The sequence below is a fragment of the Paractinoplanes abujensis genome, assembly GCF_014204895.1.
GTDB lineage: Bacteria > Actinomycetota > Actinomycetes > Mycobacteriales > Micromonosporaceae > Actinoplanes > Actinoplanes abujensis.
This window is the reverse complement of record NZ_JACHMF010000001.1, coordinates 1,326,382-1,344,407: the sequence shown is the minus strand read 5'-3', so window position 1 is coordinate 1,344,407 and position 18,026 is coordinate 1,326,382. Positions and strand designations below refer to the sequence as shown.

Annotated in this window: 17 protein-coding genes; 6 read left to right on the top strand and 11 right to left on the bottom strand. The window is 71.7% G+C overall.

Annotated elements, in window-relative coordinates; translation table 11 throughout:
* Positions 1 to 7 precede the first annotated feature (7 nt).
* From BKA14_RS05545 to BKA14_RS05535, 3 genes are all read right to left on the bottom strand, one after another.
* Entirely contained in the window at positions 8 to 868 is an 861-nt protein-coding gene (locus BKA14_RS05545) for an AraC family transcriptional regulator (protein WP_184949843.1), read from the bottom strand.
* A gap of 72 nt (positions 869 to 940) precedes the next feature.
* Positions 941 to 1,765, bottom strand: coding sequence for a DUF72 domain-containing protein (locus BKA14_RS05540; protein WP_184949842.1), 825 nt, complete (start codon positions 1,763 to 1,765; stop codon positions 941 to 943).
* A 9-nt stretch (positions 1,766 to 1,774) separates the two neighbouring features.
* Positions 1,775 to 2,914 (bottom strand): MFS transporter, encoded by a 1,140-nt coding sequence (locus BKA14_RS05535; RefSeq protein WP_184949841.1) that lies wholly within the window; start codon positions 2,912 to 2,914, stop codon positions 1,775 to 1,777.
* A gap of 30 nt (positions 2,915 to 2,944) precedes the next feature.
* On the opposite strand from BKA14_RS05535, the gene BKA14_RS05530 reads away from it, so the two are divergent.
* Positions 2,945 to 3,931 carry a LacI family DNA-binding transcriptional regulator gene (locus BKA14_RS05530; protein WP_203722010.1) on the top strand — a complete coding sequence of 329 codons (987 nt, stop codon included), beginning with the start codon at positions 2,945 to 2,947 and terminating at the stop codon, positions 3,929 to 3,931.
* An 85-nt stretch (positions 3,932 to 4,016) separates the two neighbouring features.
* Here BKA14_RS05530 and BKA14_RS05525 read toward each other — a convergent pair whose 3' ends face one another.
* Entirely contained in the window at positions 4,017 to 5,609 is a 1,593-nt protein-coding gene (locus BKA14_RS05525) for a hypothetical protein (RefSeq protein WP_184949840.1), read from the bottom strand.
* Positions 5,610 to 5,694: 85 nt separating this feature from the next.
* Between BKA14_RS05525 and BKA14_RS05520 the strand changes: the two genes are divergently transcribed.
* The 4 genes from BKA14_RS05520 to BKA14_RS05505 all read left to right on the top strand — a co-directional run bounded on the left by BKA14_RS05520 (position 5,695) and on the right by BKA14_RS05505 (position 9,921).
* Positions 5,695 to 6,945, top strand: coding sequence for a prolyl oligopeptidase family serine peptidase (locus BKA14_RS05520; RefSeq protein WP_184949839.1), 1,251 nt, complete (start codon positions 5,695 to 5,697; stop codon positions 6,943 to 6,945).
* Between the two features lie 186 nt (positions 6,946 to 7,131).
* Positions 7,132 to 8,316, top strand: a complete 1,185-nt coding sequence (locus tag BKA14_RS05515; RefSeq protein ID WP_184949838.1) for a low temperature requirement protein A — start codon at positions 7,132 to 7,134, stop codon at positions 8,314 to 8,316.
* Positions 8,317 to 8,353: 37 nt separating this feature from the next.
* On the top strand, positions 8,354 to 8,878 hold the full coding sequence (locus tag BKA14_RS05510) for an RNA polymerase sigma factor (RefSeq protein WP_184949837.1): 525 nt from the start codon (positions 8,354 to 8,356) through the stop codon (positions 8,876 to 8,878).
* The gene (locus BKA14_RS05505; protein WP_184949836.1) at positions 8,875 to 9,921 is read left to right on the top strand and encodes a hypothetical protein; all 1,047 of its coding nucleotides are present in this window, start codon (positions 8,875 to 8,877) and stop codon (positions 9,919 to 9,921) included. Before BKA14_RS05510 ends, BKA14_RS05505 begins: the two co-directional genes overlap by 4 nt.
* A 53-nt stretch (positions 9,922 to 9,974) precedes the next feature.
* On the opposite strand, the gene BKA14_RS05500 is transcribed toward BKA14_RS05505, so the two are convergent.
* Positions 9,975 to 11,357 (bottom strand): aspartate aminotransferase family protein, encoded by a 1,383-nt coding sequence (locus BKA14_RS05500; RefSeq protein WP_184949835.1) that lies wholly within the window; start codon positions 11,355 to 11,357, stop codon positions 9,975 to 9,977.
* Positions 11,358 to 11,377: 20 nt separating this feature from the next.
* Complete coding sequence (gene gabT / locus BKA14_RS05495) at positions 11,378 to 12,667, bottom strand: 4-aminobutyrate--2-oxoglutarate transaminase (protein WP_184949834.1); 1,290 nt, start codon at positions 12,665 to 12,667, stop codon at positions 11,378 to 11,380.
* 106 nt (positions 12,668 to 12,773) lie between these two features.
* On the opposite strand from gabT, the gene BKA14_RS05490 reads away from it, so the two are divergent.
* On the top strand, positions 12,774 to 14,198 hold the full coding sequence (locus tag BKA14_RS05490; protein WP_239092468.1) for an aldehyde dehydrogenase family protein: 1,425 nt from the start codon (positions 12,774 to 12,776) through the stop codon (positions 14,196 to 14,198).
* A gap of 6 nt (positions 14,199 to 14,204) precedes the next feature.
* Here the strand turns inward: BKA14_RS05490 and BKA14_RS05485 are convergent, their stop codons facing one another.
* The 5 genes from BKA14_RS05485 to BKA14_RS05465 all read right to left on the bottom strand — a co-directional run bounded on the left by BKA14_RS05485 (position 14,205) and on the right by BKA14_RS05465 (position 18,026).
* Entirely contained in the window at positions 14,205 to 14,579 is a 375-nt protein-coding gene (locus BKA14_RS05485; RefSeq protein WP_184949832.1) for a type II toxin-antitoxin system VapC family toxin, read from the bottom strand.
* Entirely contained in the window at positions 14,579 to 14,803 is a 225-nt protein-coding gene (locus BKA14_RS05480; RefSeq protein WP_184956576.1) for a type II toxin-antitoxin system Phd/YefM family antitoxin, read from the bottom strand. Before BKA14_RS05480 ends, BKA14_RS05485 begins: the two co-directional genes overlap by 1 nt.
* Before the next feature lie 125 nt (positions 14,804 to 14,928).
* Positions 14,929 to 16,299: an NAD(P)/FAD-dependent oxidoreductase gene (locus BKA14_RS05475; RefSeq protein ID WP_184949831.1), complete on the bottom strand. Its 1,371-nt coding sequence runs from the start codon at positions 16,297 to 16,299 to the stop codon at positions 14,929 to 14,931.
* A gap of 6 nt (positions 16,300 to 16,305) precedes the next feature.
* Positions 16,306 to 17,166 (bottom strand): ABC transporter permease, encoded by an 861-nt coding sequence (locus tag BKA14_RS05470; RefSeq protein ID WP_184949830.1) that lies wholly within the window; start codon positions 17,164 to 17,166, stop codon positions 16,306 to 16,308.
* Positions 17,163 to 18,026, bottom strand: coding sequence for an ABC transporter permease (locus BKA14_RS05465; RefSeq protein WP_184949829.1), 864 nt, complete (start codon positions 18,024 to 18,026; stop codon positions 17,163 to 17,165). Before BKA14_RS05465 ends, BKA14_RS05470 begins: the two co-directional genes overlap by 4 nt.

Below are 18,026 nucleotides of genomic sequence, written 5' to 3'. Positions count from 1 at the left end.
ATCGGTGTCAAGCCGGCTCGACCGGCAACCACAGGTCGGTGACCGCGGTGCTGAAATCGGCCGGCCGCTCGACGAAGGCGACGATCGACGGCCCCGGACGCAGCCGCCACGGGTTGGACGGTAACCACTCACCCGCGGTCGCCGCCCACGTGGCCTGCAGCGCCGCCGGGTAGGCGCCGCTGCTGCGGAACACCGCCCACCGGCCCGCCGGGACGTCGATGGTGTCGAGCCCGGCCGGGGCGGTGGTGTCACCGGTGACGGCCACGCCGTGCAGGTAGGTCAGCTCGCTGCCCTCGGCCGCGTCGGGGGCGGTGTCGTCGGTGACGGCCAGCAGGCCCGCCGGGTCGGTGTTGCCCAGCGCCTTGAGGCGGGCGTGCGCCTCGGCGGGCAGCGACGCGATGTGCTGCTGGATGTGCGGGTTCACGCCCTCGTGAATGAGCGGGACGCGTACGGCGTGCCCGATCAGGCGAAGCGCGGGACGATCGGCGATCCGGGTGTCCATGGGGGTGCCTCCTTCGACGGTCAGGCGAAACCTGAGCTGCGGTTGGGTGCGAAGGGGACCACCGTCGCGGCGGACCTCACCGGGACTCGCGCCGTGCACCGCCCGGAACGCCCGGCCGAACGCCTCGGCCGAGCCGTAGCCGTGCCGCACCGCGATGGTGAGCAGGTCCTCGGCCCCCCGCACGACGTCGGCCGCGGCCGTCGTCATGCGGCGCCGGCGTACGTACTCCGACAACGACATCCCGGCCAGCGACGAGAACATGCGCCGCAGGTGGTATTCGGTGGTGCCGAGGCTGCGGGCGGCCGCGGCCACGTCGAGCTCACCGGCCTCGATCAGCTCGGTCAGGTGGTTGAGGGCCGCGATCACGATGGCCTCCCTTCGCGATCAACCCTGCTGCACCGCGGCCGCCGGGCGCCCGACAATCCGGGCCGGATCCGATCAGAACAGGGTGGTCGGTTGCGGCTCGGGCAGCGGCACGAGGCCGGGCACGAGCGCGGCCACCTCGGCGTGCAGGCGGCGGGCCAGGGCCGGGGCCTCGACGTTGTCGGGCGTGTGCACGAAGACGGTGGGCGAGCGGCCCTCCCGCAACCAGCGCGCGATCACCGGGAGCCAGCGTTGCCAGCCCTCGACCGTACGGGTGGGGTCGTCGCGGCCCAAGTAGCGCACCACGGGAAAGTCGGTGAGGGCGTGGGGGCGTACGGGCAGGCGGGGTTTCCTGGACCACGCGTCACGCTCGCCGTCGCTGGTGGGCGGGCTCGCGAACATGACGCTCGTGTCGAAGGGCACCAGCTCGGCCCCGGCCGCGGTCAGGACCTGGTGGAGCGGGCGGGGGTCGTCGGCGAAGGCGGGGTGGCGCACCTCGACGGCGTAGCGGTAGGCGGTCGGCTGACGGCGGAGGAAATCGTCCAGCGTGGGCAGGTCGGACGGGCCGAAGCTCGCCGGCAGCTGCACCCACAGGGCGTGGATCCGGGGGCCCAGCGGCTCGATCGCCTCGAGGAAGATCCGGCGGGCCTCGTCCCCGCTGGTGCGGAGCCGCTCCTCGTGGGTGACCTTGCGGGGAAACTTGAGGACGAACCGGAAATCCTCGGGGGTCTGATCGGCCCAGCCGGCGACGGTCTCGCGGGACGGCGTGGCGTAGAAGGTCGTGTTGCCTTCGACGGCGTTGCACCATTCCGCGTACGACCGCAGCTTCTCGGCGCCCGACACCGGCCACGCCTTGTGTGTCCACTGCGCACATCCCACATGCAGCCGCGGTTGGTTCACCCGGAGAACTTACCGAACCCGGTAGCGGCTCATTCTGATCAGGGGCAGGGCCAGTGCGGCCAGGGTGACGCCGAGCGCGCCGACGGCCAGCATGGCGCCGCGCAGTCCGGTGGCGGACGACCAGTAGCCGACGTAGACCGGGCCGAGCAGGAAGCCCAGGTACGACACGACGGTGACGATCGCGGTGGCACGGCCACGGGCGGACTCGTCGACGTTGCGCGAAACGATGCTGAACAGGGTCGGGGACAACGTGGCGGTGCCGGCGGCGGCCAGCACCAGGCCGGCCAGCGCGACCGGGATCGACGGGGCGGCGGCCAGGACGGCGGCACCCGCGGCGGCCACGACCGCGCCGGCGATCACGACCGTACGGGCGTGGGCCGGGCTCAGCGCGCTGATGGTGAAGCGGGTGGCCGCGGCGACGGCGGCGAACGCGGCGGGGGCGATGGCGCTCAGTCCGGCCGCGGCCGACAGCACGTCCTCCAGGAAGACCGCGCTCCAGCTCTGGTGCGCGTTTTCGCTCGCGTAACCCAGGGCGCCGAGCGCGCCGAGGAGCAGCAGCGGGGCCAACGGCGGACGAGGGGAAGGGTTGTCGCTCCGGCCGGGCGCGACGGCTCCGGACGGGAGGCGGACGTGCACGAGGGCGCCGGCCGCCACGCAGAGCAGCAGCACCGCGGCGAACGGGACCCAGACGGGGACGCCGAGGGCGTAGGCGGCGCCGGTGCCGAGGCTGGCCCCGACGACGCCGACGGAGAAGACGCCGCCGCCCCGGGTGATGACGGGGCGGCCGGTGAGCTGCTCGGCCCGGCCCGCGACCGAGTTGGCCGCGACGTCGGCCGCGCCGCTGGTCATGCCGACGAGGACCAGCCCGGCGGCCAGGCTGACCAGGCCGTGACCGGTGGCGGCGGCGATCACGCCGGCCCCGCCCAGCGCGGCCAGCAGGTAGGCCGCGCAGCGCAGGCCCCAGCGGTCGAGGGCGCGGCCGGTCAGCAGCATCGCGGGCAGGGCGCCGGCGCTGACGAACAGCAGGGCCGTGCCGAGCTGGGCGTCGTCGAGGGCGGCCTGCTCCCGGATGCGGGGGATGGCCGCGCCCCAGGTGCCCCAGAAGGCGCCGAACGCCGCGAAGACCGCGTAGGCCGCTGTTTTCAGCATTGTGTAACGCTACACAGATAGAATCCGGGGATGCAACAGCGGCGCCGGGTGACCATGACGGACGTGGCCCGTGCGGCCGGGGTGTCGCCGATGACCGTTTCGTACACGTACAACCGGCCGCAGCGGGTGTCCGCCGAGACCCGGGAGGCCGTGCTCGCGGCGGCGGCCCGGCTCGGCTACGGCGGGCCCGACCCGAGCGCGCGCTCCCTGCGCTACGGAGCGACGCGCACGCTGGGGGTGGTGCTGGGCGAGCACCTGACGTACGCGTTCGACAACCCGCAAGCCGTCGAGTTCCTGGCCGGGATCGCCGAGGTGTGCGCCGACCGGGGGTACGGCATGCTGATCGTGCCGACCGGGGCCGGGCCCGACGATCCCGATCGGGTGGCCGCGGCGGCCGTCGACGGCTACGTCGTGTGGACCACCACCGACGACGATCCGGTGCTGACGGCGGCGCGCGGCTCGGGGCGGCCGGTGATCGTGCACGGCGGGTCGTTCACCATCGACAACCGGGCGGCGGCCCGCGCGGTGGGGCTGGTGGTCTTCGCCGGCGCGGGGCGGCCCGCGGTGCTGAGCTTCCCGGTCGACCGGGCGCGGGACACGTTCGTCACGGCCGGCCTTTCCGCGGCCGCCTACCCGGTGACGCGCGACCGGCTGGACGGCTACCGGGACGCCGTCGTGGAACTCGGTCTGGATTGGAACTCGGTGCCGGTCGGGGTGTGCCGCACCAACGACGAGGCCGAGGCGCGGCGGGTGATGGAGTTGCTGCTGTCGGCGGCGCCGGACATCGACGCGGTGGCCGCCATGAACGACCCGATGGCCCACGCGGCCCGGCTGGCCCTGCCGTCGGCGCGGGTCGCCGGGTGGGACGACTCGGCGCTGGCCACGACGGCGGGGTTGACGACTGTCGCGCAGTCGTTGCGCTCCCAGGGGGCGGCTTGCGCGGCAGCGGCCCTGGGCGAAGCGGCGTCCTCCCAGCGCGACGCCTGGCGAGTCATCGAACGCGACTCGACCACATGACGCGGCCCGGCGCGCCCGACTCAGGGTTGCGCCCCGGGGTTGCGGCCGCCCGGCACCGCCGGACCGCGCCACGCCCGGCTCAGGATTACGACCGGCTCAGGGCTCGGCCCGCGGCTGCCACCACCACCGAGGCGAAGACCCAGCCGCTGACTATCAGGGCCACCGCCACGACCTTGTCCGCGCCGAGCGGGTCCCACGCCTTCTCGTGGCCCAGGTCGATCAGCGGCACCAGCAGGTCGAGCGAATACAGGAACGGGTCCCACCCCGGATGCTCGTCGGCCTTCACCGGGCACAGGCCCGCCGCCCCCGCGCAGGACGCCGCCGTGGCGAACCAGCCCGTGCCGGCCAGCAGCAGGACGGCGAAGATGGCCGCGGCCCGGCCGGGCTGATACCCGTACCCGATGGAAAGGTCTTGCACCCGCCCCCAGAGCCGGCCCGGCAGACCACCGGCGCGCGACTCGCGGCGCAGCTTCTCGCGCAACACCCGGCGCGCCTGCCGTTCCCGGCCCGCGGCGCGATAGGCCAGGGCCAACTGCTCGTACGGCTGAGGTTCCACCGACGGCGTGGCCCGCCGCAGCACCTCCAGCCGTTGCGCGACCGGGACGTCCCGCCGCAGCTGCCGATACGCGAAGTCGGTCAGCACCGGTCGCGCGGGCCAGGCCGTCGCCGCGTCGGCCAGCACCTCGACGGTGGCGTGCCGCAGGTCGACGTGGCCGGGCGGGGTCGCGCACTCCAGCAGCAGCTCGAAGGCGACCAGCCCGTCCGCCTTGAGCGACACACCCCCGTCCTCGCCGAGCTCGGTGTCACGCAGCACGACCGTGCCGCCCACCCGCGTGCCGCGCATGGTGACCAGGCCGGCGAAGCGGGCGCCGGCCAGCACGCAGTCACCCCGGATGTCGGCCCGGCTGGCTTGCAGGCTCCCCGCCACCAGCCCCGACGCGTGGAAGCCGGCCCGCAGCTCGGCGCCCTGCAGGTTGACGGTCCCAGCTACGCGGGCGTCGGCCAGCACGACGGACCCGGCCACGGTCAGGCCCCACGCACCCAGCTCGGCCAGCTCGGCCCGGGGCAGTTCGAGTGGACCGTCCACGGTGGCGGCGGGCAGGTTGAGCGCCGTGAACAGTCCTTCGGTGGCGTACAGGCCCCGCGCGGTCAGGCTGGGCGCGTGCACCAGTTCGCCGGCCGCGCCCGTCAGCACGAGCATGCCGTCGATCCGGGCCAGCCCCAGCAGCAGCGCACCCTTCCAGGTCAGCCCGGCCGCGGTGAGGTCGCCGCCGATCCGGGCGCCGCGGGCGTCGACGGCCAGGTACTCGGGCGGGACCGCGTCACCCGGGGCTGCGTCGAGGGGCTGATACCCGTGCGGGGTCACCTGCACGCCGGCGAGATCGAGCGTGCCCGCGCCGGCGTCACGCAGGCGGCACGTCCCCGAGAACACCGAGCCGGTCAAGGTCAGATCGCGCGCCACCTGCAACCGGTCGGCGCGCAGGCCCGGCAGGTGGCAGCCGGTGAGCCGCAGCGCCGGGACGGTCAGCCCGTCCAGAACCGGGACCTCGGTGAACGTGCAGTTGTCGAACGTGACCGGGTGCTCGAGCACGAGGTCGGCCAGGTCGAGCACACCCTCGATCGTCTCGTTGTGCAGGCGTACGGGGGCTGTGGCTCTCACCAGAAGGTCGACGTTCACACGATCATTGTGGAGGATGCACGCTTCGTGATAGACCGACATCACTGTAATGAGGTCGTAAGGAAGCCGAAACAGAGGAGTCCCCATGGCCACGCCGATCAGTCGTCGCACCGTCCTCGCCGCGGGCGCGGGCGCCGCCGCCGGTCTCGCCCTGCCCGTCGCGGCCCACGCGGGTGCCGCGGTCCGGGTCCGGTTCACCCTCGACGCCCAGGTGCTCGACGGCGGCGAACAGGTCACCTCGGTCACCCTGCACACGTCCCGGCTCGGCCGCGTCGACCCGGCCGGCCTGACCCCGGGCACGTTCACCGTGCACGCCAAAGCCACGAGCCCGATCCCCATCGCCCCCGGCGACCAGATCTTCAGCGAGTACGACCTGGACCGCGCGGTCACCGCGGCCCGCGTGGACCGGCACGGCGACATCGTGCTCGACCTGGCGTACGCGGAAGGGCAGACGGGCGGCGGCACGCTCGGCTACATCGCGAGCAGAGGTCGCAACGTACGGCTGAACCTGGACTACACGATCACCCAGAACACCCCGCTGACGCTGCGCGGCGGCCGCCCGCTCACCATCACCGGCTTCCGCCAGGGCCGGCTGGCCAACCCGGAGGTCGACGCGTTCGGCTACGGCATCGCGCGCTCCGGCATGAAATACCGGCTCTACTCCCCGTCGCGGGCCCGGGGCCGGCGGCCACTGGTGGTGTGGCTGCACGGCGGCGGTGAAGGCGCGTCGCTGCCCGACAACTACTACGACAACGAAACCCAGCTGCGGGCCAACCGCGGCGCGCTCGGCTTCGCCACCCGGGAAGCCCAACGCATTTTCGACGGCGCCTACGTGGTGGCCCCGCAGAGCCAGTCCTTCTGGATGGAGGACGGCCCCCGCTTCGCGCCCCAGATCCGCGACATCATCCGGGACGTCGTACGGCGCCACCACGTCGACCCGTCGCGCATCTACGTCGTCGGCTGCAGCAACGGCGGCTACATGTCGATGGAGATGACAGTCGCGTACCCGGAACTGTTCGCGGCGTCCGTGCCCATCTGCGGCGTCGTGCAGTCCCTGCAGCCCGGCGGCGGCCGCCTGATCACCGACGCCGAACTGGCCGCCATCACCACGCCGACCTGGCTGGTGACCTCGCGCGACGACACGACGGTGCCGCCCGAGCCCAACACGATCCACGCCCACGACCTGATCGGAGGATCTTTGCTGACCCTGTACGACACCGTCGTGTGGAACGGCTACCAGTTCCCCGGCCACTGGTCGTGGATCTACGTGGCGCGCAACGACCCGGCGCGCAACGGGCAGCACATCTGGCAGTGGATGGCCGAGCAGGTGCGCTGACCTGCCCGGCGAGCCCTGGCGGGAGGCGCGATCGCCGGTGTTCGTTGTGGGCAGCGGTCGGGGTGGGTGGTGGGGCAGGTCAGGCGGTCCTCCCCTCCCCCGGCATGACCCCGGCCCCTGTCGACTCATTGATGAACGCGGCCGAGAAACTGCGTAAAAGGGCGGTGTCCGGGGAACAGCGGGCGCGTGACAACAGATGACCGGCCCGCGCCGCTGATCCGGCCGCCCAAGCTGCGCACCGAGCCGCAGCGGGGGGCCTCGCGCCTGGAGCTCTTCTTCGACCTGGCGTACGTGCTGGTGGTCGATCAGCTGGCCCAGTCCTTCGCGGGCAACCTCAGCCTGGGTGGCGCCTCGATCTTCGCCGCGCTGCTGGTGGTGACGTGGTGGTCGTGGGTGACCACCACGCTGTACGCCAACCGGTTCGACACCAACGACGTCGTCTACCGGCTGGCCAAGCTGGGCGCGGCGGGCGCGGTGATCGGCATGGCGGCGGCCGCCCAGGGCGCGACCAGCAGCGAGGGCACCCAGTTCGCGTTGTGCTTCCTGGCCACCCGGGTCATCCTGCTGCTCCTGTACGCCCGGGCCTGGCGTCACGTGCCCGACGCACGCCACACGATCGCCATCTACATCGCCGGGGCCGCCGCGTCGTCGGTGCTGTGGGCGGTCTCGCTCCCCCTGCACGGCACGGCCCGCTACGTGCTGTGGGCGGCCAGCATCCTGGTCGAGGCGGTCGCGCCGCTGGTGGCCACGCGACTCGGCGACAAGACCCCGCTGCACCTGGAGCACCTGCCCGAGCGGTTCGCCCTGTTCGTGATCCTGGTGCTGGGCGAGTCGGTGCGGTCGGTGGCCGTGGGGGTGCACGAGCAGCACTGGGAGGCCGCGTCGGTGGTGTCGGCACTGGTCGCCTTCGCCGCGGTGGCCGGCCTGTGGTGGATCTATTTCGACCTGGGCGGCGCGGCCGGCAAGAAGGAGCTGGTCGAGGACGGTGAGGACGTGGAGAACGGGGTGGCCGACGCCTACATCTACGGCCATCTGCCGCTGATCGTCGGCTTGGCCATCGCGGCTGTCGGGATCGAGCAGTTCATCGTGCATCCCGCGGGCGCGCTCGACCCGTCCGGCCGCTGGGCTCTGCACGGCGGCGTCGCCCTCTACCTGGCCGGCTTGGCCGTGGTCATGTGGGGCACGTCGGGCCGCTGGCACGCCGCCTGGCCCTGGCCGACCGCGGTCATCCCGTTCGTGGCCGCGCTCGGCTTATACGAGTCGCTGGAACCGATCCTGGCCGTCGTCGCCGTCACGATTATGCTGGTCGCCACCGTGCTGGCGGGCATGTGGCAGCAGCGCCGGGGCGCGTTGCGAACAACTGAGGCGTAACGGGGAACATGGATGGCCCTCCGCGGCAAGTAGAGGTATGAGATCGCCGACGACGGCGGCCGCGGGGGCCGATGATCTGGCCGGGATGTTCGGCCGGCATGCCCGCGAGCTGCTGCGATATTGCACGAGACGGGTCGGGCCGCAGCTCGCCGAGGACGTGGTGGCCGAGACGTTCCTGGTGGCGCACGAGCGGCGGCACCGGTTCGATCCGGCGCGGGGTGAGCTGCTGCCCTGGTTGTACGGCATCGCCACGCGGCTGCTGCGCCGGCACGTACGGGAAGAGGTCCGGGCCCTCCGGCAGGTCGCGCTCGTTCCGGACGCGGGACACGACGAGGCCGCCGCGCACCGGGTCGACGCGCAGCGTGAGGTGGCGCGTTTGCCGGCGGTGCTGGCGAAACTGCCGCGCCGGCAGCGGGACGTGTTGATGCTGTACGCCGTGGCCGAGCTGGAGTACGCGGAGATCGCGGCCGCGTTGGAGATTCCGCTCGGTTCGGTGCAGTCGTCCCTGCACCGTGCGCGGGCCAAGGTCAAGGCGGCGTTGAGCGAGGAGGACAACCGATGAGCCGTACGGATCCCGACCTGATCGCCGTCCGCGAGCTGCCGCCCGGCGTGGCCGAACCGTCCGACGAGGCCGTCGCGCGGGTGTGGCACAAGATCGCCGCCCGGCCCGCGCCGCGCCGCTCCACCCGCCGCCTCTGGGTGCCGATCACCGCCGCCGCGGCCGTCATGGCCCTGGTCGGCGCCGGATTCTTCCTCTTGCGACCCCGTACGGTGTCGCAGCCGGCCTTCACCTCCGACCGCGAGACGGTGACCCGGGTGATCGGCGAGTTGCGCGACCGGGCGGTGACGGCGGAGCCGCTCGCGTTCCGCAAGGGACAGGTGACCTGGTGGACCGAACGGACCGTGCAGCGGGAGCGGGACGGGCTGATCTACGTGCGGACCTGCGAGAACTGGTACGACGTCAACACCCGCTTCACCGCCTTCGAGCTGTGTGACGACGGGAAGCCGGACCCGGAACGGCTGGCCGAGGTCCGGGCCCGGGAACAAGCCGGCCGGGTGACGAAGGGCATCCCCGCCGGGACCGGCCTGAGGGACTTGGTCGGCGGGCCCACCGACCCGGCGGCGATCCGCGCCGCTCTCGTCACCGACCGCAAGGGCAACGTGCTCGAGTCCGACGACCTGAAAGTCTGGAAGGGGCTCGTTTTGGCCTTCTACACCGACGTCTACACCCCGGCCGACCGGGTGCGCGGACTGTTCCGGACGATGGCGGCCCTGCCGGTCAGTGTCGGCGAGACGACCGTGGACGGCCGTCGCCTGGTGGTCGTGCGCAACCGCGAGCACCAGGTCTCGACCGACCTCCTGTTCGATCCGGGGACCGGGCGCTACGCCGGGGCGCAGGCGGTGCGCGCCGTGCCGGCCGGTGAGAAGCCGTCAGTGGAACCGGCGCCGGGCCGGACCAAGGCCTCGCCCTACCCGACGCGAAGCGATGGGCTGGTGCCCGGTGTGGGGCGGCGCCTGGCCGGCAATCCCCTCGACGCCGTCGTGTACTCCCAGGAGCTCATGCTCACCCAGGCCGTGGTGGACGACATCGGCGATCGGCCGTGACGTGGCCGGGCCGCCCCGGGGGATCTTCCCCGTGGCGGCCCGGCGCCCCTTCGTCAAAGCAGGTTGGCGGCCTCCGTCAGCACCGAGCGCAGGATCTGCTCGATCTCGGCGAACTGCTGCTCGCCCGCGATCAGCGGCGGCGCGAGCTGGATCACCGGGTCGCCCCGGTCGTCGGCGCGGCAGTAGAGCCCGGCCGCGAACAGCGCGGAGGACAGGAAGCCGCGCAGCAGCCGCTCCGACTCCTCCTCGTTGAACGTCTCCTTGGTGGCCTTGTCCTTGACCAGTTCCAGGCCGAAGAAGTAGCCGTCACCGCGCACGTCGCCGACGATCGGCAGGTCGCTGAGCCTGTCCAGGTAGGACCGGAACAGCTCGCTGTTGTCGCGGACGTGCTGGTTGAGGTTCTCGCGTTCCATGATGTCGAGGTTCGCCAGGGCCACCGCCGAGCCGACCGGGTGACCGCCGTACGTGATGCCGTGCGCGAACCAGTTGGTGCCCTCGAGGAACGGTTCGGCCAGCCGCTCCGACGCGATCATCGCCCCCAGCGGCACGTAACCACTGGTCAGGCCCTTGGCCACCGTGATGATGTCGGGCGTGTAGCCGTACCGCTGACCGCCGAAGTACTCGCCGAGGCGACCGAAGCCGCTGATCACGTCGTCGGAAACCATCAGCACGTCGTAGCGGTCGCAGATCTCGCGGACCCGCTGGAAGTAGCCGGGCGGGGGCGGGAAGCAGCCGCCCGCGTTCTGCACCGGCTCCAGGAACACCGCGGCCACCGTGTCAGGGCCCTCGAACTCGATGGCCTCGGCGATCCGGTCGGCCGCCCACACGCCGAACTCCTCGAGCGACATGTTCTCGTCGGGCCGGCGGTAGTAGTTGGTGTTGGGCACCCGGAACGTCGACGGCACCAGCGGCTCGAAGTCCTGCTTGAGCGCGGGGATGCCGGTGATCGACAGGGCGCCCATCGAGGTGCCGTGGTAGGCGATGTTGCGGGAGAGCACCTTGGTCTTGGTCGGCTTGCCGGTGCGCTTGAAGTACGAGCGGGCCAGCTTCCACGCCGATTCGACGGCCTCGGAGCCGCCGGTGGTGAAGAAGACCCGGTTGAGGTCGCCCGGCGTCAGGTCGGCCAGCCGCGCGGCCAGTTCGACGGCCTTGGGGTGCGCGTACGACCAGATCGGGAAGTAGGCCAGTTCACCGGCCTGCTTGGCGGCGGCCTCGGCCAGTTCCTGACGGCCGTGCCCGGTCTGCACCACGAACAGCGCGGACAGGCCGTCCAGGTAGCGGCGGCCGGCGGAGTCCCAGATGTAGCAGCCGTCGCCGCGCACGATCATCGGGACTTCGGCCTTCTGGTAGGACGACAGCCGGGTGAAGTGCATCCACAGGTGGTCGCGGGCGGCGCCGGACAGCTTTTCGTAGTCGGGTGACTGGAGGTCGCTCAACGGGGGGCTCCTGGTTTTCTTTAAAGGACGGAGAAGGCTTGGTCGAGCAGCGTGAGTCCGCGATCGAGCTCCTCGTCGGAGATGATCAGCGGCGGCAGCAGCCGGATCACGTTGCCGTAGGTGCCACAGGTGAGCAGCAGCAGGCCCAGCTCGTGCGCGGCCTTGGCGACCGCGGCGGTGGCTGCGGCGTCCGGCGCCGGGCCTGCCGGGCCGTCCTCGCCGGGTATCACGACCTCGAGGGCGAGCATCGCGCCGCGGCCGCGCACCTCGGCGATCGCCGGGTGCTTGGCCGCGAGGGCCTCCAGCCGGGGCCGCGCGATCGTCTCGATGCGACGGGCGGCGGCGGCCAGGTCGAGCTCACGCATGGTCTCGATGGAGGCCAGCGCGGCGGCGCAGGCGATCGGATTTCCCCCGTACGTGCCCCCGAGCCCACCCGGGTGCACGGCGTCCATGATCTCGGCCCGTCCGGTGACCGCAGCCAGCGGCAGTCCCCCGGCGATGCCCTTGGCGGTGGTGATCAGATCCGGCTCGACACCCTCGTGCGAAGAGGCGAACCATTCCCCCGTACGGCAGAAGCCCGTCTGGATCTCGTCGGCGATGAACACGGCGCCGGCCGCCTTGCTCCACGCCGCGACAGCCGGCAGAAACCCTTCGGCGGGCACGATGAAACCGCCCTCACCCTGCACGGGTTCGATCAGCACGGCGGCCACGTTGCTCGCGCCGACCGTCTTCTCGATCTGGCCGATCGCGTACGCCGCCGCCTGCGCCCCGCTGCGGCCGTCGCGCAGCGGGTAGGACATCGGCACGCGGTAGATCTCGCCCGCGAACGGGCCGAAGCCCTGCTTGTACGGCATGACCTTCGCGGTCAGCGCCATCGTCAGGTTGGTGCGGCCGTGGTAAGCGTGGTCGAACACGACGACGGCCTGCCGCCCGGTGGCGTGCCGGGCGATCTTCACGGCGTTCTCGACGGCCTCGGCGCCCGAGTTGAACAGCGCCGAGCGCTTCTCGTAGTCACCCGGTGTGAGCGCCGCCAGCTCCTCGCAGACCGCCACGTACTGCTCGTACGGCGCGATCATGAAGCAGGTGTGGGTGAAACGCTCGACCTGAGCCTGGACCGCCGCGACGACCTTGGGCGCGGCGTTGCCGACGTTCGTGACGGCGATGCCCGCGGCGAAGTCGATCCACTCGCGCCCGTCCACATCGGTCATCGTGCCGCCGGCGGCGCTGCTCACGTAGGACGGGACCATGCTGCTGACCCCGCGGGCGACGACCGCGGCCCGGCGCTTGTGCAACTCGGCCGACGTGGGCATGACTCAACTCCTTCAGGCTTGTGGACCCGATCATTTCACCGATTCCGTCGCATGCAAGAGCCCCGACAACTATTTCCGTGTTACATCTGCGGGTACGCTCCGGTTCGTGATCCCCTTCTTCGTCGCCGGGAAGCCGGCCACCAGCGCCGACGCCCTCACCGTGCGTCACCCGTACGACACGCAGGTGGTGGGCGAGACCGCGAACGCCACCGCCGACCAGGTCGAGGAGGCCGTCGCCGCCGCGGTCGCGGCCACCGGCCCGGCCGCCGCCCTGACCGCCGCCGAGCGGGCCGGCGCGCTGGACGAGATCAGCCGGCAGCTCGGCCGGCGCGCGGCCGAGGTCGCGGCCCTGATCACCGCCGAGAACGGCAAACCGATCAAGTGGGCCCGGGCCGAGGTGGCGCGGGCCGTGTCCACGTTCCGCTGGGCCGCCGAGGAGGCCCGCCGCTTCTCCGGCGAGCTGCAGCGGCTGGACACCGACCCCGCCGCGGCCGGGCGCATCGCCCTGGTCCGCCGGGTGCCGCGCGGCCCGGTGCTGGGCATCGCGCCGTTCAACTTCCCGCTCAACCTGGTCGCCCACAAGGTCGCGCCCGCTCTCGCCGTCGGCGCCCCGATCGTGCTCAAGCCGGCGCCCGCCACGCCCCTGACGGCCCTGCTGCTGGGCGAGATCATGGCCGGGCTCGACCTGCCGTACGGGATGTTCTCGATCCTGCCGGTGCCCAACGAGCGGATGGCCGCCCTGGTCGCCGACCCGCGCCTGCCCGTGGTGTCGTTCACCGGCAGCGGCCCGGTCGGCGCGCTCATCCAGGACGCCGTGCCCCGCAAACACGTGACACTGGAACTGGGCGGCAACGCGGCCGCGCTGGTCTGCCGGGACTGGGACGACCTGGGTTTCGCGGCCCAGCGGATCGCCACGTTCGGCAACTACCAGGCCGGGCAGAGCTGCATCGCCGTGCAGCGGGTGCTGGTGCACCGGGACCACCTGGAGGCGTTCACCCCCCTGCTTCTCGAGGCCGTGTCGGCGCTGCGTACGGGGGATCCGCGCGACGAGGCCACCGACGTCGGCCCGGTCGTCAACGAGGCGGCCGCCGAGCGCATCGAGCAGTGGATCGCCGAGGCCGTGACCGCCGGGGCCCGTGTGCTGACCGGCGGCACCCGTGAAGGCACGACGATCGCCCCCACAGTGCTGACCGACGTCCCCGCCGACGCCAAGGTCACCGCGGACGAGGTCTTCGGCCCCGTGCTCGTGCTGACCCCCGTCGACTCCGACGACGCCGGCTTCGACGCCATCAACGACAGCGCCTTCGGTCTGCAGGCGGGCGTCTTCACCCGGCGCCTCGACCTGGTCTTCGAGGCCTCCCGCCGCCTGCGCGTCGGGGGCGTCGTCATCGGCGACGTCCCCAGCTTCCGAGCCGACCAGATGCCGTACGGCGGGGTCAAGGCCAGCGGCTCCGGCCGCGAGGGCGTGGCCAGCGCCATGGACGACTACACCGAGCCCCGCGTCACGGTCCTGACCGGCGTCGCCCTCTGACCCCGCTCACACCTTCAGAAGCTCGACGTCGTATCGGCTCAGCGCAGCGTCGCGGGTGGCCAGGGTCAGACCGTCGACGCGGGCCTGGGCGATCAGCAGGCGGTCGAACGGGTCGCGGTGATGCGGCGGCAGCCGCCCCGCCGCGATCGTATGGGGGTGGGTGACCGGCAACTCCCGGAAACCGAGGTCGCGGACGCGCTCGGCGAGGTCGGGCGGGCCGCCGAGCTTGCCCGCGGCCTGCTTGATCGAGATCTCCCACAGGGAGACCGGGGACAGGAAGATGTCGGGGTCGTGACGCAGCCGATCGAGCAGATCCTCGCCCAGCGCCGGGTCGCCGGTGATGGCCCAGAGCGCGACGTGAGTGTCGAGCAGCAGGCCCATCAGCCGATCCCGAAATCGTCGGCGATCGCCGCGTTGGTGGCGGGCGAATCCCAGTCGCCGGCGAGGTCGACCTGCCCGGCCAGCGAGCCGAGGCCCACCCGATCGACCCGGCGCACCAGCGGCACCACCTTGGCCACGGGAACGCCGGCCCGGTCGATGAAGATCTCCTCGCCCCGCTCCACGCGCTCGATGATCCGGGACAGATGAGTCTTGGCCTCGTGCATGTTGAAGTGGACTCCCTCGGTCTCGAGGTGAACCTCGACCTTGGGCACGTTGAACTCAGCCGGCACAGCGTCACCTCCGCGGTTAGCTAAGAGGTTAGTCCACCCCGGCCCAAGGTCACCAATCGTCAGGAGTCGAAGCCCAGGCCGACCTTGTCGAGGGTGCGCAGCCACAGGTTGCGGCGGCCCGCGTTGCGGTCGGCCTGGGCTATCGACCAGCGGGTGAGCTGGATGACGCCCGATCGCACCGGCTCCGGCGGGAACGGGACCGGCTTGCTGCGCACCATTTTCAGCGACGTGCGTTCGGTGCGTTCGCCGGTGAGCAGGTCCAGCATGACGTTCGCGCCGAAGCGGGTGGCGCCCACGCCCAGGCCGGTGTAGCCGGCCGCGTACGCCACCCGGCCGCCGTGGGCCGTGCCGAAGAAGCTGCTGAAGCGGCTGCACGTGTCGATCACGCCGCCCCACTTGTGGGTGAAGCGCAGACCTTCGAGCTGCGGGAACGTGGTGAAGAAATGCTCGGCCAAAAGCGCGAAGGTGGCCTCACGCTGGTCGTGCGACGGGTCGATCCGGCCGCCGTTGTAGTAGACCGCGTCGTAGCCGCCCCAGAGGATGCGGTTGTCGGCGCTCAGCCGGTAATAGTGGAACTGGTTGGCCGCGTCGCCGACGCCCTGCCGGTGCCGCCAGCCGATCGCGGCCAGCTGCGACGGCGAGAGCGGCTCGGTCATCAGCGCGTAGTCGTAGACCGGAACCACGAAGTGGCCCAGCCGGCGCAGCAGCCGGCCGTGGGCGCCGGTGGCCAGCGCGACCCGGGCGGCGTCGAGGCGGCCGCGCCACGTGTGCAGCCGCATTCCGGCGCCGTGCCGGGTGATGCGGTCCACGGGTGACTGCTCGTAGAAGCGCACGCCCAGCGACAAGCAGGCCGCGCGCAGGCCCCACACGAGCCGGGCGGGGTCGATCATCGCGCAGCCGTCGCGGTCCCAGACCCCACCCACGTACGTCGGGGAGTCGACCTCGGCCCGCACCTGCTCACGGTCGAGCAGGCCGAAGCCGGGCCGCAGTTCCGCGCGCATCCCGGCCAGCTGCCAGTCCTCGGTGGCCACGCTGAGCTCCCCCGTACGGGAGAAGTCGCAGTCGATACCGTAGCGCGCGACGGTCGCCTCGATCTCGTCCAGGTTCTGCCGGCCCAGCTTCTCGAGCTCGTCGATCTCGTCCGGGAAACGCCCGGCGCCGTTGGCGTAGCCGTGGGTCAGCGACGCCGAGCAGAACCCGCCGTTGCGGCCCGAGGCGGCCCAGCCCGCGGTGCCCGCCTCGATCACCACGACGTCGCGGCCGGGGTCGCGTTCCTTGGCCATCAGGGCCGTCCACAGTCCGCTGTAGCCGGCCCCGACCACCGCCAGATCCGCGGTGCCGAGCCCGTCGAGCGGGTCGGCGGGAGCCGGAGCCCCCGCCTGGGTGAGCCAGAACGGCTCAGTCAGTGCGTCCTTCAAGGCGGAAGGCACGAGTTATCAATCCCGCTTACCCTTGCTCGACGATCGGATGTTGGCGAGCAGCGCGAAGAACACGCCGACCGCGAAGATGAGCGTGCCCATGACGTTGACCTGCGGCGGGATGCCGACGCGGGTGGCGCCCCAGATCCACAGCGGGAACGTCTTGGTGGTGCCCGCCGTGAAGGCGGTGACGATGAAGTCGTCGATGGACAGAGCGAACGCCAGCAGCACACCGGAGAAGACCGCGGGCAGGATGATCGGGAAGGTGACCTTCCAGAACGTGGTCCACGGGCTCGCGCCGAGGTCGGCCGCGGCCTCCTCGATCGAGCGGTCCAAAGTCATCACCCGGGCCCGCACGACGACGGCGACGAACGAGATCGAGAACATCACGTGCGCGATCGTGATCGTCACCGGGCCCAGGCCGGCGCCCGCCGAGACGAACAGGCTGAGCAGCGACGCCCCCATGATCAGCTCGGGCGAGGACATCGTGGCGAACATGATCAGGTTGAGCGAGCCGGAGCCGCGGAAGCGGTAGCGGCCCAGCGCGTAGCCGATGCCCGTGCCCAGCGCCCCGGAGAGCAGGCTGGCCACGATCGCGATGAGGATCGACGTGATCAGGGCGCCGGTCAGGTCCGAGTACTCGAACAGCCGCCCGTACCACTTGAACGTGAAGCCGACCCAGGTCTGGTTGTAGCGGCCCGGGGTGTCGTTGAAGCCGAACGCGATCATCACGATGATCGGCAGGATCAGCCACGCGATGATCAGCCAGGTCCACGCGTGCAGCAGGCCGGGCCCGGTGATCCGGCGCTTCGGCTTGATCCGCGCGGCCTCCTCGACCTGCGTGGACTGCCGGTGGCGGTCGAGCGTCGGTGCGGTCATCGGGCGGCCACCTTCATGACGTCCTCGGTGCCGAGGATGCGGGCGTACGTGAAAACGCCGATCAGCAGCACGAGCATCAGCACGAAGGAGAGCGCCGAGGCGGTCGGGTAGTCGGAGTTCTCGAGGAACTGGGTCTGGATGACCTGCCCGATCATCGTGGTGTCGGCGCTGCCCAGCACCTCCGAGTTGACGTAGTCGGAGCTGGCCGGCACGAACGTCATCAGCACGCCGGCGAAGACACCGGGCAGGGCGAGCGGGAAGACCACTTTGCGGAACGCGGTGGCCGGGTTGGCGTACAGGTCCCGCGCCGCCTCGACCACGCGCGGGTCGATGCGTTCCAGCGCCACGTAGATCGGCAGCACCATGAACGGCAGGAAGTTGTAGACCAGCCCGGCGATCACCGCGAACGGCGTGCCGAGGATGTGGAACGACTGGTCGATCAGCCCGGCACTGCGCAGCGGGGACAGCAGCGGACCCTCGTCGGTCAGGATCTGCCGCCACGAGATGGTGCGCAGCACGAACGAGACGAAGAACGGCAGCAGGACCAGGAACAGGTACGTCGGTTTGCGCCGTCCGCCGTAGAAGGCGATCCAGTACGCCATCGGGAAGGCCAGCGCGATCAGCACGACGGTGGCGATGGCGCCGTAGAGGAGCGACCGGATGATCTGCGTGTCGTACGCGGAGATGGCCTCCGTGTACGTCTGCCAGTGCCCGGTGAAGCGGTAGCCGTGGACGATGTCGCCCTCCTGGAGGGAGAGCGACAACATCGCGACCATCGGCACCGCGAAGAAGACCAGCAACCACAGCCCGCCCGGCAGAACCAGCAGGTAGGGCGCGATCTTGTTTTTGACGCGGTTCAT